The sequence below is a fragment of the Streptomyces nogalater genome, from assembly GCF_039532885.1.
In the GTDB taxonomy this organism is placed as follows: domain Bacteria; phylum Actinomycetota; class Actinomycetes; order Streptomycetales; family Streptomycetaceae; genus Streptomyces; species Streptomyces nogalater.
In genome coordinates, this window is record NZ_BAAASM010000075.1 from 19,417 (window position 1) to 31,943 (window position 12,527).

The window sequence follows — 12,527 nt, forward strand, 5'->3', positions numbered from 1 at the left end:
CCGGGGCTACGGCGGGGCGGGGCGCCGGCGGGCGCCGGGGGCGGTGACGCGGGGTCGGCGGAGCGGGGCGCCAGGGGGCGGTGGTGCGGGAGTCGGCGGCGCGGGCCGCGGGGGCAGGCGGCGCGGGGAGTCGGCGGAGCGGAGCACCGGGGGCGATGCCGGGGGTGCTGAGTCGGCCGGAGCGAGGAGTCGGCCAGAGCGGGGGTGCGGGGTGCGAGGGCGCGGGCGGTGCGCCGCCCGCGCCCGGCCCCGCTTTCCCGCGGCGATCCGATGCGGCCGTCCCGGCCGGCGGTTCCCCTCAGGCGCCGAGCGCGGTGATCGCGGCCGGGCCGTGGCCCGCGGCGAGCAGGGGCGCGCGGATGTCGGTGGGGAGATCGGGGACGTAGCCGAGCAGGACGTCGGCCGGGCCCTCGATTCGCAGCCGGCCCAGCGCGGCCGGCAGCAGCAGGCTCTCGGCCCGGCCCAGCCGCTCCCGTCCCCCCGGCGTGGTCACGGTGACGGGCGCCCCGGCGTTGCTCAGGACCATCGCCGTGGAGAACTCGTGCACCAGCGGGGCCGCGGTGCCGGCCCGCCACCGCTCCAGCGCGAAGTAGGGCCCGGCGCACAGCACGGTCCGTTCCACGCCGTCGTCCACCGGCACGCTCAGACCGGAGTGGAAGTCGGGGCGCGGCTCGGGCCGCCACTCCTCCAGGAGCCGTTCGATGGCGGCGTGCCACTCCCGGTCGGGGATCGGGGCGCCGTCCTCCATCCGGTGGCGCATGGCGTGCTGCTGGGTGTCGGAGGTCTGCTCGATCTCGTAGACGAGTGTGCCGGGGCCGAAGCTGTGCAGGGTGCCGCCGGGGACGTAGAGGGTCTGCCCGGCGCGCACAGGCAGGCGGCGCAGGACGGCGTCGAAGTCCTGTGCCAGCAGCGCCCGGTGGAGCCGGTCGCGGTCCACCCCGCGCCGGACACCGGCCAGGGCGGTGGCCCCGGGGGCCGCTTCCAGGATGTGCCACGCCTCGGTCTTGCCGTTGGGCTCGCCCTCGATACGGCGGGCGGTCTCGTCGTCGGCGTGCAGATGGACCGGCAGCGGTCCGGTGGCGTCGATGAATTTCGTCAGCACCGGGAAGCGCCCGCCGTGCGGGCCGCGTCCGAGCAGCTCCTCGGGGTGCTCCCGCACCAGATCGCGCAGCGCGCGTCCGGCCAGCGGGCCCCCGGTCACCACCGCGCCCTCGCCGTCCACGTCGCTGACCTCCCAGGTCTCGGCGACCGGGCCGTCCGGCAGTCCCGCGCGGCCCCACCGGTCGGCCAGCACGCGCCCGCCGAAGACGTGCTGCTTGACCGGCGTGGTCAGGCGCAACGGGTACCAGTCCATGGGCTCCCCTCCCCGTGTCGGTCCGGCGTCGTCCGCTCCGGGGTTCCCGCCGCCCTTGGGCGCAAAACGGGACGAAGGCCGGTCACGGGGCATTCGCCGGCGGGGCGATACACGGCCCTGGGCGGCGCGGACACACGGGGCTCGGGGCGTCACCCCTGGTAGGCCGGTCGCGGTTCGTTTCGGCGAGGCGGCGGGCGGTCTCGACCACGGCCGCGCGGTGGACCACGTCCGCGCGGTGCCGCGCGGGTCCCTCCGCGGTGTAGCCCCCGGCGCGCCGCGGTGGGGGTTCCCGCCCGCCGCCGTGGCCGTCCCCGGCGCCGTGCCGCATCGTGGAGAGGGCTGCCGATCCGCGGGGAAGACCGTCTTGCCCGGTCCGCGGGGGCGAGCAGGCCGCACCGGTGGTACCGGTGGTGCCGTTGGTGCGGCCGAGGGAAGGAGCGCGTTTCGATGAGACGAGCAAAGCGGCGCCCGGAGCAGGCCGATCCGCTGGCGGGCGCCGCGGCCGATCCCAGCGGGCTGCTGGACCTGCTGGGCGTCGCCGCGGTGCTGCTGGAGGCCGACGGCAAGATCGACATGTGGAGCCCCCAGGCCGAGGAGCTGTTCGGCTACACCGGCGGCGAGGCGGTCGGGCAGTACGCGGCACCGCTGCTCCTCCACCCCGAGCACCAGGACGCGGCCATCACCCTGTTCGCCGAGGTGATGCGGACCGGCCGGCGCTGGGCGGGGGCCTTTCCCGTCCGGCACAAGGACGGCAGCACCCGGATGGTCGAATTCCGCAACGTCCGGCTGACGGACAGCCTCGGGGACCACTACGCCCTCGGGCTGGCCGTCGACCGTGTCGCGCTGCGGCAGATGGAACGCAAGCTGGCCCTGTCCAACCGGCTGGTCAGCCAGGCGCCGATCGGGCTGGCCGTCATGGACGCCGAGCTGCGCTATCTGGCCGTCAACCCCGCCCTGGCGGCCATTCACGGCGTGCCCGCGGCCGACCACGTCGGCCGCGGGTTCCGCGAGATCCTGTCCGACCCGGCCTTCGACGGTGCCGAGGCCCTCATGCGGCGGGTCCTGGACACCGGTACCCCCGTGGTGGAGGAGCAGGTGGTGGGCCGTACGCCCGCCGACCCGGAGCAGGACCACGCCTGGGCGGTGTCCGTCTACCGGCTGGAGGACCACCGCGGCCGGGTCCTCGGCATCGCGAACGTGGTGGTCGACGTCACCGACCGGTACCGGGCGGCGCGCAAGGCCGACCAGGCCCAGCGGCGGCTGCGCCTCATCGCCGACGGCTCGGCGCGGATCGGCACCACCCTGGAGGTGGACCGCACCGCGCGGGAACTGGCCGACGTCCTGGTGCCCGGCCTGGCCGACATGGTCTCGGTGGACCTCCTCGACTCGGTCCTGGAGACCGGCCGTACGGACCTCGGCGACGGCCCGGCGCTGTTCCGCGTCGTGGCGGTGAAGACCGCCTACCCCACCGACGCCGGCCGGGCCATGGTGCCGCCCGGCCGCCTCACCACCTACCACGCCGACCACCCCGCCTCGCACTGCATCCGCAGCCGCCGCCCCCTGCTGATCACCCACCTGGGCGGGGGCGACCACTCCCGTATCGCCGCCGACCCCGAGGCCGCCTCGCTGTTCGCCCGGGCCGGTGTCCACACCGACATGACCGTCCCGCTCATCGCCCGCGAGAAGATCATCGGCGTCATGGGCCTGGCCCGGGCCCGCAACCCGCTGCCGTTCGACGAGGACGACCTCACCCTCGCCTGCGAACTGGCCTCCTCCGCCGCGCTGAGCATCGACAACGCGGTGCTGCACCAGCACATCCGCAGCGCCGCCGAGACCCTCCAGCGCAGCCTCCTGCCGCAGCCCCCGCCCCGGCGCCCCGGCCTGGAGGTCGCCGTCCGCTACCGCCCCGCCCAGGCCCGCGACGAGGTGGGCGGCGACTGGTACGACGTGATCCCGCTCGACGGCGACCGCACGGCCCTCGCGGTGGGCGACGTCATGGGCAACGGCATCCCGGCCGCCACCACCATGGGCCGGCTGCGCACCGCGACCGCCACCCTGGCCGACCTCGACCTCGACCCGGCACGGATCCTCACCCACCTCGACAAGATCACCCGCGAGCTGGACCCGTACATCGCCACCTGTGTGTACGCGGTCTACGACCCCCACCGCGCCCGGCTGCACGTGGCGTCCGCCGGTCATCTGCCCCCGGCCCTGGTGCGCACCGGCGAGCAGCCGCGGCTGCTGGACCTGCCCACCGGCACGCCGCTCGGGGTCGGCGGCGTCCCCTTCGAGAGCACCACCGTCGACCTGAAGCCCGGCGACCGCCTCGTGCTCTACACCGACGGGCTGGTGGAGACCCGCGACGACGCCATCGACGAGCGCCTGGCGGCCCTGCTGCGTCTCCTGGCCCTGCCGGACCGGTCCACGGAGGAGACCTGCGACCGGCTCCTGCGCCTGCTGCGGCACCCGGCCGACCCCGACGACGTGGCCCTCCTGATCGCCTGCGCGCAGCCCCTCGCACCCGCCTGAGGGCCTCGGCGCCGTCGGCCGGTTTCCGGTGCCCTTACCCGGCGGGGTCCAGGACGACCGGCAGTTCCGCCAGGCCGCGGAAGGCGGGGAACGGCACCTCCAGCCACCGTGGCCCGGCGGCCGGGTCGGCCAGGGCCACCCGGGGGAACCGGTCGAACAGCAGCGTCAGGGCCAGCTGCGTCTCCAGCCGGGCCAGCGGGGCGCCCAGGCAGTAGTGACCGCCGTGTCCGAAGCCGAGATGGGCGTCCTGCGCGTTGCCGGGCCGCCGCACGTTCAGCTCGTCGGGGGAGTCGAACTTGGCCGGGTCGCGGTTGGCCGAGCTGAGCGCGATCTGGACCAGGGCGCCCTTGGGGATCAGGGTCCCGCCGTACTCCACGTCCTCGGTCGCGTAGCGGAACGTCGCGGTCTCCACCGAGCCGTCGTAGCGCACCAGTTCCTCGACCGCCGCGCGGATCAGCTCCGGGTTCTCCCGTACGGCGGCCCACTGCGCGGGGTGGCACAGCAGATGGTGCACGGCGTTGCCGATGAGGTACGCGGTCGTCTTGTGGCCCGCGAACATCAGCAGGAAGGCCGTGGAGACCAGTTCGTTCCGGGTGAGCGAGCCGTCCGCGCCGTCCCGCACCGCGATGAGCGCGCTCAGCAGGTCGTCACCCGGGCGTTTCCGCTTCGCGGCGATCAGCTCGGTGAAGTACCCGTGCAGGTCCTCCTCCGCCTGCTGCTGGGCCCGCTTGAACTCCTCGCCGAAACCGGTCTGCGCCACCGTGGTGGACAACCGCTGCATCCGCGACCGGTCCTCGGCCGGCACGCCGAGCAGGTCGCAGATCACGGTGATCGGCAGCGGGAACGCGAACGCGGGCAGCAGATCGACGGCCTCCCCGGGCGGGCACGCGTCGAGCAGCTCGCGGACGATCTCCTCGATGCGCGGCCGCAGCGCCTGCACCCGCCGCGGGGTGAAAGCCGAGTTCACCAGCCTGCGCAGCCGGGTGTGCTTGGGCGCGTCGGAGTTGAGCATGTTGTCGTCCAGCGCGATGGACGAGTCCCCGAAGATCCTCCGGTAGGCGTCCATGGCCCCGTACATGTCCTTGCTCAGCCGCGGATCCGACAGCGCGGCCCGCGCGTCCTCGTACCGGGTGATCAGATACGTCTCGTTGCCGTGCGGCGGTGTCATCGGGCAGACCGGCGCCTCGGCGCGCAGCCGGGCGTACACGGCGTGCGGATCGCGGCGGAACTCGGGGGTGCACCGCTCGGCCGCGGTGACGGCCTCCTGCGTGGTGGTCACGGACGGCTCCTGAGGTCGAAGAGGGCTTGGGCGTTTCCGCCGAGGACGAGCTGCTGGGACGCCTTGTCGAGCGGCAGCTTCTCGATCATGTGGACGAAGTCCTCCAGCGGCGCGGCCATCGGCGGCGAGTCGGTGCCGAACAGCATCCGCTCCGGCCCCAGCACCTCCGCGTTCAGGCTCAGGTGCGCCGCGCTGAACGGACTGGTGTCGACGTACATGCGCCGCAGGGCGGCGGCGGGGTCCGGAGACGGGGTGAGGGTGGGGGCGGAGGCTGAGGCGGGCGCGGACGCGGACGCCGGGGGAGCGGCGGGCGCTCGGCGCGGACCGGACGCGCCGGGTGCGCCGGGTGTGTGGGGCGCGTTCGCGGCACCGGGGGCGCCGGAAGCACCTGCGGCACCAGGGGCCTTGGGCGCTCCGGACCGGCCGGCGGGGGGCGCGCCCCCGGCCCAGTGCCGGGGGCGCGCCGCGGTCCCCAGGCGCTCGGGCAGCAGTGCCAGCGCGCCGCCGCCGGTCGCGCCGATCAGCCGCAGACCGGGGTACTTGTCCAGCCATCCGGCGAACGCGATCATCGCCATGCCCAGGGTGACGTCGCCGAAGCGGCCGATCTGCTCGACGAAGGGTGTCTGCTCGACCCGTTCGGTGCCGGCCGGTTCCGCCGGGGCGTGCACCAGCACCGGCACCCCCGCCTCCGCGGCCAGCGCGAAGAACGGGTCCGCGCGGGGCGAGCCGAGCAGCTCCCCGTGGACACTGGAGGTGGTGATCAGGCCGACGAACGCGGGGTCCGCCAGGGTCTCCCGCACCCCTTCCAGATGATCGTCGTCCCCGAACGGGTTGGCGTACACATAGCCGCGCAACTGGTCCGGGAACCGGCGGATCAGGCCCGACATCCAGGCGTGGAAGGCACGCAGCCGGTCACGTGGCTGCGCGTAGTTGTCCACGCCGGGCACCCGTGCCATCGCCCCGGCTCCGACGGGACTGCCGATGATGGTCAGGTCGATCCCGGCCTCGGCGCGGGCGGCGAGCATGCCGTCGACGTCGGTCAGGGCCGGGGGCATGGGGAAGCGCGCGGCGGCTTCCGGTGGGGACAGGTGCCCGTGGATGTCGATGATCACGTGTCGGTTCCCGGTTTCGGTCTCAGTGCGCGGGTGATCGCGGCACAGTCCTGGTCGCCCAGTCCCTGCTCGGTGGCGCGGACGTGGGTCTCCGCCGCGGCGGTCGCCAGCGGCAGGCTCAGGCCGGCGGCTGCCGCCTGCTTGGTAGCGAGCATGAGGTCTTTCGCCATCAGCCGCAGCCGGAAGTCCGGCTCGTCGAAGCGGCCCGCCGCCAGCCGCCGCGACTTGAACGCCATGACCGGCGAGGCGAAACCGCTGCCCGCGACGGTCTTCAGGACCAGCTGCCGGTCCAGTCCGCAGGCCTCCGCCAGTTCGGTGGCCTCGGCCAGCGCCTGCACCTCGATCCCCATCAGCAGGTTGAGGAGCAGTTTCATCCGCATGCCGGAACCGAGTGCGCCCAGATGGACGACGTCCTTGCCCAGCGCCCGCAGCAGCGGACCGGCGGCGGCGAACGCCTCCCGCGGACCGCCGACGAACAACCGCAGCTCGCCGTCGCGGGCGTGGTCGCGGTTGCCGAGCATGCCCACGTCCAGCGCGGAGGGCAGGTCCCCGGCGATCTGGACGATCTCCTCGGGGGCCACGGTGCTGGCGCACAGCAGCGTGCCCGGGTAGGGGCCGTGGGCCAGCACGCCGTCCGGTCCGCGCAGTACGGTGCCGAGGGCCTCGCCGTCGGCCACGACGCAGATGGCGGCGCTGGTCCCCGCGACCGCTTCGGCGGGGTGGGCGGCGACGTGCGCGCCGGCCTGGGCGAGCGGCGCGGTCCGGTCCGGGGTACGGTTCCAGACCCGGACCGGTATGCCCTGGTCGAGCAGGCGATGGGCCAGCCCGGCGCCCATCGCGCCGAGACCGAGCACGGCGACGGGGCCGTGGGCGGTACGCGTCACGACGCCACCCCCCGCGTCTCCTTGACGACCCGGTAGCGCAGTGACTGCCGCTGGTCGACGAACTCGCGCAGCGGCGCGACCAGTTCACGGTGCTCCTCGCTCTGCTGCCAGGCGAAGAACTGCTCGGCCGACTGCCACTCGCTGGTGATCACCCACTGACGGGAGTCGTCGGCGGGCCGGCCGAGCCTTTCCACGATGTGGCCGGGGGTGCCGGCCACGGACTTCCGGAGCTGTTCGTACAGGTCCAGGAAGCCTTGTTCCCGGCCCTCGATGACGCGGACCGCGAAGACGACGCCCAGCGTGTCGGCCGGTCGGCCCTGGTGGTTGGTGCCCATGTCTCCTCCTGAGTGAGATCCGGTGGGACACGACTCCCACGGACTCATGTCGCCCGTACGGCCGCAACTCCGAACGGGGGAGGGCCCAGTGGGCACAAGGGGTGCACGCTGCGTCATTAGTCGTTTCGGGTGAGCGGGGGGGCCGGTCCCGGGTCCGGCGGCGGTCGTCCCGGGCCCGCGCCGGACGAGGCCCGGCGCGTGCCCCTTTCGGGTGGCGGAGGGTTTCGGCCCGCCCCGGGCGCGCCGCCCCGCGGAAATCCGGGTGCGCGGGTGCCGCCGGACGTGTCAGGCTCCGCCGATGGACCGTGAGGAGATCTCCAGGCGCGCTCACGCGGATCATCCGATAGCCGCGCCGCTCGACGACGACGCCGTGCGCGGGCTGCTGGAGCGGGCCCTGCCGCGCGCCGACGGGCGCGTGCTCGACCTCGGCTGCGGCGGCGGGGAGTGGCTGCTGCGGGCCCTGACCGCGCGTCCGGAACTGCGTGGCGAGGGCGTCGACCTCTCCGAGCGCGCGCTGGAGGACGCCCGCCGGGCCGCGCGCCGGCTCGGTGTCGAGGACCGCCTGGTCCTCCACCGCGAGGACGCCGCCGGGTTCACCGCCCCGCACGCCTTCGACCTGGTGCTGTGCGTGGGGGCCACGCACGCGTTCGGCGGCCTGCCCGCGACGTTGGCGGCGGCACGCCGGCACCTCGCGCCCGGCGGACGCGTACTGGTCGGGGAAGGGTTCTGGGAGCGCGAGCCCGCCGCGGAGGCCGTCGCGCTGCTCGGTGACCTCGACGACCTGCCGAGCACGCTGGACCGGGTCGCCGCGGACGGCTGGACACCGGTCCACGGGCACGTCAGCACCCGCCGGGAACTGGACGACTACGAGTGGGCCTGGACGGGGTCGCTCGCCTCCTGGGCGCTGGACCACCCCGGCCACCCCGACAGCACCGAGGCGCTCGCGACGGCCACGGCCCACCGCGACGAGTGGCTGCGCGTCTACCGGGACGCCTTCGGCTTCGTCTGCCTCGTGCTGAGGCCGACAACGCCCTGACCCACCGACGCCGGCGCGGCCCCGCACTGGCTCGTTCACCGCGCGGCGGGCGAGCGGCGAGGCGCGCGGACCCGGCGCGCACGTCCCGGGCCCGCGCGCCGGTACGACCGGATCACCGGCCTCGCACACACGGAGGCGGCCCGCGCGTGCGGGCGGCCCGGAAGCGGAAGGCGCTGGTGAGGTCGCCGGAGGTGGCGCGCCGCCACTCGCCGCTGACTGCGCGACCCCGGCAGGAGGGTCTGCGTCACCCTCTTGAGAAGATCGTTCGCGACCGTGGGTGCACCCGACCCGGAAGGAAGCGACGAGCTATGCGTGTCATCGTGGCCGGTGGTCCGATGGAGGCCTCCGGATGACCGGCAGCGCGCGGACCGACGCGCCCGAAACCCCCGAACCCGTCCTGCTGCGCACGGAAGGGCGCGCCGCGTACCTCACGCTCAACCGGCCGGGGGCACTCAACGCCCTGAACCATGTCATGGTCCGCCGGATCGACGAGGCCCTGACCGCCTGGGAACACGACCCGGCCGTGCGGACCGTCGTCATCACCGGCGCGGGGGAGCGCGGCTTGTGCGCGGGCGGCGACATCCGCGCCATCCACGACGACGCCCGCGACGGCGACGGCGCCGCCTCCGCCGCGTTCTGGCGCGACGAGTACCGCCTCAACGCCCGCATCGCCCGCTACCCCAAGCCGTACGTCGCCGTCATGGACGGCATCGTCATGGGCGGCGGAGTCGGTGTCTCCGCGCACGGCCGCGTCCGCGTCGTCACCGAACGCTCCCGCATCGCCATGCCCGAGACCGGCATCGGTTTCGTCCCCGACGTCGGCGGCACCCACCTGCTCGGCCGCGCCCCCGGCGAACTGGGCACCCACCTCGCGCTGACGGGCATCCCTGTCGGTGCCGGGGACGCCCTGCTCTCCGGGCTCGCCGACCACTTTCTGCCGTCCGAGTCCCTCCCCTCCTTCGTGGCGGACCTCGCCGCCCGCCCCGTGGCCGACGCCCTGGCCCGCCACGAACAGCGGCCGCCGCGTGCGCCGTTGGCCGATCAGCGCACCTGGATCGACGCCTGCTACGCCGCCGGCACGGTCGAGGAGATCGTCGGACGGCTGTCCGCCCACGGCGACCCGGAGGCGAAGGAGGCGGCCGAGACCCTGCTCGCCAAGTCGCCCACTTCGCTGAAGGTCACCCTGGCCGCGATCCGCCGCGCCCGGCGCCTCGGCTCGCTGGAGCGGGTCCTCGACCAGGAGTACCGCGTCTCCTGCGCCGCCCTGGGCAGCCCCGACCTCGTCGAGGGCATCCGGGCGCAGATCGTCGACAAGGACCGCCGTCCGCGCTGGTCCCCCGCGACCCTCGCCGAGGTCACCGACGTCGACGTGGAACGCTTCTTCGCCCCGCTCGGCGACCGCGAGCTGGGGCTCGGGGGCGCCGGAGCCGAGGAGGACCGGCGCTGAGCGGGCGCTGAGCACCCCGGCGGCCGGGCCGCGCCCGGCGGACGGGCGTCCGGCGGGACGGGCAGGACAGGCAGGACGGCGGGACGGGCGAGGCGACGGGACGGCGGCGACACCGCCGAGTCCGCCACCGCCCCGGTGCGCCAAGCCCCCGGCACGCCGAGCCCCCGGTGCGCCGAGGCCCTGGCACGCCGAGCCCCCGGTACGCCGAGCCCCCGGTACGCCGAGCCCCCGGCGCGCGGACTCGGCGGGCCGTGGTGCCCGAGCCGGCCGCCTCCTGGGCGCCGGGCACCACACTCGTGTCGGCCTCACCGGTGGCGCGTACCCGGTGTGGCGGTCCGAGCCGCGGCCGGCGGGGCGTCAGCCGCCGACGAGGGCGGTGAAGCGGCCGGCGTCGATGTTGCCGCCGGAGGCGATGACGCCGATCCGCCGCGGGAGGCGGTCCACGTGGCCGGCCAGCAGCGCGGCCAGCGCCGTGGCACCGCTCGGTTCCAGGACGATCTTCAGCCGTTCGAAGGCGAACCGCATCGCGGTGACGATCTCGTCGTCGCCGACCAGGGCGATGGAGTCGACCAGCCGCTGGTTGACCGGGAAGGTGAGCTCGCCCGGGGTGGGCAGCGCCTGCCCGTCGGCGATGGTGCGGGGCACCGGGACGGTGACGCGCGCACCGGCCGCCAGGGAACGCCTGGTGTCGTCGCCCGCCTCCGGCTCGACGCCGACGACCCGGATACCGGGGTGCAGCGCGGTGGCGGCGGTGGCGCATCCGGCGATGAGGCCGCCGCCGCCCACCGGCACCACCAGCGCGTCCAACGGGCCCGTCTCCTCCAGGAGTTCCAGGGCGGCGGTGCCCTGTCCGGCCATGACGTGCGGGTGGTCGTAGGGCGGGATCAGCGCCAGACCACGCTCCTCGGCCAGGGCGTGGCCGAGCGCGGTGCGGTCCTCGGTGTAGCGGTCGTAGGTGACGACCTCCGCCCCGTACCCGGCGGTCGCCTCCCGCTTGGAGCGGGGAGCGTCCTCGGGCATCAGGATGACCGCGCGGGTGCCCAGTTCGCGGGCGGCGAGCGCGGCGGCCTGGGCGTGGTTGCCGGAGGAGTAGGCCGCGATGCCCTTCGCCAGCTGCTCCGGGGGGAGTTGGGCGATGGCGTTGTAGGCGCCGCGGAACTTGAAGGCGCCGATCCGCTGGAAGTTCTCGGCCTTGATGAACACCTCCGCTCCCACCAGGGAGTTCAGGGTGCGGGAGGTGAGGACGGGGGTGCGGTGGGCGACGCCCTTGAGGCGGGCGGCGGCCTCGCGGACGTCGGCGAGCGTGATGGGCGGTGCGTCGGCCATGGGCTGGTCCTTCGGGCGACGGGACGGGAAGAGGGAGAGGGAGAGGCGGTCACCAGCCGGAGACGCGGGGCCAGTACGCCTCGATCGCGGGGGACGCCGACGTGTCGCGGCCGCTGTCGACGACGTGGTAGCCGTGGTGCTGGGCGGCCGTGGCGCAGGCGTGGTTGGGCAGGACGCGCAGCCGGGTGCCGATGGGCAGCTCGGGCAGGGCCGCGCCGTCCCGGGCGGTGAGGGTGCCGTGCTCCTGGCTGGCGGCGGTCATGACCAGGCCCGGGATCAGGGTGCCGGACAGGTCGGTGACCAGGCCGTAGCCCTGGTCCTGTGGCTGGCCGGCGGTGCCGCGGTCGCGGGAGAGGGCCATCCAGCCGCCGTCGGTGACGATCCACCCGTACTCCGGGCGGTGCCCGATGACGGTGACCACCACCGACAGGGCGAGGTCGTCCAGCGCGCAGACACCGAGGCCGGCCATCACCAGGTCGAAGAACACGTAGTTCCCGGCGCGCAGTTCGGTGACCCCGGCGAGGTCGTCGGCGGCGTGCGCGGTGGGGGTGGAGCCCACGCTGACGGTGCGCACCGGAAGACCGGCCGCCCGCAGCCGCTCCGCCGCGGTGACCGCCGCGTCGCGTTCGTTCCGTGCCGCCGCGCGCCGCTCCTCGGCGGTGAAGGCGGAGTACGACTCGCCCGCGTGCGTCAGGACGCCGTCCAGGCAGCCCGCGTCATGCAGGATACGGCCGATCCCGGTGAGCCCGGGGGCGTCGGGCTTGAGGCCGCCGCGATGGCCGTCGCAGTCGATCTCGATCAGCGCGGGCAGGGCGATCCCGGCCTCCCGGGCCGCCGCGGCGACGAACTCCGCCTGCTCGGTGCTGTCCAGCAGGACGCGCAGGGTGACACCGCGCCGCACCAGGGCGGTCACACGCGGGAGTTTGCGCGGTTCGACGCCGACGGCGTAGGTGAGGTCGCGGTAGCCCGCGTCGGCGAACGCCTCGGCCTCGGCGAGGGTGGAGACGGTGACCGGGCCGGGCGCGCCGTCGTGCAGGAGCGCGGCGGCGTCCAGGCTCTTGGCCGTCTTCACATGCGGGCGCAGGCCGACCCCGAGGCGGTCCGCCCGGGCCCGCAGGCGGGCGATGTTGCGCCGCGTCCGGTGCGCGTCCACGACGGCGAACGGCGTGTCGGGGCCGGCCAGGGTCCGGACGGCGGCGGGGGAGAAGGCGGTACTCATGGGCGG

Annotated in this window: 10 protein-coding genes; 3 read left to right on the forward strand and 7 right to left on the reverse strand. The window is 75.1% G+C overall.

What is annotated here, in order from left to right; all coding sequences use genetic code 11:
• Positions 1–298: 298 nt before the first annotated feature.
• Positions 299–1,354, reverse strand: a complete 1,056-nt coding sequence (locus ABD350_RS36160) for a type I phosphomannose isomerase catalytic subunit (RefSeq protein WP_344353397.1) — start codon at positions 1,352–1,354, stop codon at positions 299–301.
• Between the two features lie 447 nt (positions 1,355–1,801).
• Here ABD350_RS36160 and ABD350_RS36165 point away from each other — a divergent pair, with 447 nt between their 5' ends.
• Positions 1,802–3,883: a SpoIIE family protein phosphatase gene (locus ABD350_RS36165; RefSeq protein WP_344353398.1), complete on the forward strand. Its 2,082-nt coding sequence runs from the start codon at positions 1,802–1,804 to the stop codon at positions 3,881–3,883.
• Positions 3,884–3,917: 34 nt separating this feature from the next.
• On the opposite strand, the gene ABD350_RS36170 is transcribed toward ABD350_RS36165, so the two are convergent.
• From ABD350_RS36170 to ABD350_RS36185, 4 genes are read right to left on the reverse strand one after another with little or no spacing between them, the layout of a single operon-like run.
• Positions 3,918–5,162, reverse strand: a complete 1,245-nt coding sequence (locus tag ABD350_RS36170) for a cytochrome P450 family protein (RefSeq protein ID WP_344353399.1) — start codon at positions 5,160–5,162, stop codon at positions 3,918–3,920.
• The gene (locus tag ABD350_RS36175; protein WP_344353400.1) at positions 5,159–6,274 is read right to left on the reverse strand and encodes an amidohydrolase family protein; all 1,116 of its coding nucleotides are present in this window, start codon (positions 6,272–6,274) and stop codon (positions 5,159–5,161) included. Before ABD350_RS36175 ends, ABD350_RS36170 begins: the two co-directional genes overlap by 4 nt.
• Complete coding sequence (locus ABD350_RS36180; RefSeq protein ID WP_344353402.1) at positions 6,271–7,158, reverse strand: NAD(P)-dependent oxidoreductase; 888 nt, start codon at positions 7,156–7,158, stop codon at positions 6,271–6,273. Before ABD350_RS36180 ends, ABD350_RS36175 begins: the two co-directional genes overlap by 4 nt.
• A complete protein-coding gene (locus ABD350_RS36185; protein WP_344353404.1) occupies positions 7,155–7,493 on the reverse strand; it encodes an antibiotic biosynthesis monooxygenase family protein in 339 nt (112 codons plus the stop codon). The genes ABD350_RS36180 and ABD350_RS36185 overlap by 4 nt, the downstream gene beginning before the upstream one ends.
• Before the next feature lie 298 nt (positions 7,494–7,791).
• On the opposite strand from ABD350_RS36185, the gene ABD350_RS36190 reads away from it, so the two are divergent.
• Positions 7,792–8,529, forward strand: a complete 738-nt coding sequence (locus ABD350_RS36190) for an SAM-dependent methyltransferase (protein ID WP_344353406.1) — start codon at positions 7,792–7,794, stop codon at positions 8,527–8,529.
• A gap of 349 nt (positions 8,530–8,878) precedes the next feature.
• The gene (locus tag ABD350_RS36195; protein ID WP_344353408.1) at positions 8,879–9,976 is read left to right on the forward strand and encodes an enoyl-CoA hydratase/isomerase family protein; all 1,098 of its coding nucleotides are present in this window, start codon (positions 8,879–8,881) and stop codon (positions 9,974–9,976) included.
• Positions 9,977–10,333: 357 nt separating this feature from the next.
• On the opposite strand, the gene ABD350_RS36200 is transcribed toward ABD350_RS36195, so the two are convergent.
• Together ABD350_RS36200 and ABD350_RS36205 are read right to left on the reverse strand one after the other, a co-directional pair.
• Positions 10,334–11,302 (reverse strand): threo-3-hydroxy-L-aspartate ammonia-lyase, encoded by a 969-nt coding sequence (locus ABD350_RS36200; RefSeq protein WP_344353409.1) that lies wholly within the window; start codon positions 11,300–11,302, stop codon positions 10,334–10,336.
• 49 nt (positions 11,303–11,351) lie between these two features.
• On the reverse strand, positions 11,352–12,521 hold the full coding sequence (locus ABD350_RS36205) for a DSD1 family PLP-dependent enzyme (protein WP_344353410.1): 1,170 nt from the start codon (positions 12,519–12,521) through the stop codon (positions 11,352–11,354).
• Positions 12,522–12,527 lie beyond the last annotated feature (6 nt).

Bases quoted from the DNA above. Each gene is read 5' to 3' on its own strand.
- ABD350_RS36165 (WP_344353398.1), top strand. From the start codon at position 1,802: ATGAGACGAGCAAAGCGGCGCCCGGAGCAGGCCGATCCGCTGGCGGGC.
- ABD350_RS36190 (WP_344353406.1), top strand. From the start codon at position 7,792: ATGGACCGTGAGGAGATCTCCAGGCGCGCTCACGCGGATCATCCGATA.
- ABD350_RS36160 (WP_344353397.1), bottom strand. From the start codon at position 1,354: ATGGACTGGTACCCGTTGCGCCTGACCACGCCGGTCAAGCAGCACGTC.
- ABD350_RS36200 (WP_344353409.1), bottom strand. From the start codon at position 11,302: ATGGCCGACGCACCGCCCATCACGCTCGCCGACGTCCGCGAGGCCGCC.
- ABD350_RS36195 (WP_344353408.1), top strand. From the start codon at position 8,879: ATGACCGGCAGCGCGCGGACCGACGCGCCCGAAACCCCCGAACCCGTC.
- ABD350_RS36185 (WP_344353404.1), bottom strand. From the start codon at position 7,493: ATGGGCACCAACCACCAGGGCCGACCGGCCGACACGCTGGGCGTCGTC.
- ABD350_RS36205 (WP_344353410.1), bottom strand. From the start codon at position 12,521: ATGAGTACCGCCTTCTCCCCCGCCGCCGTCCGGACCCTGGCCGGCCCC.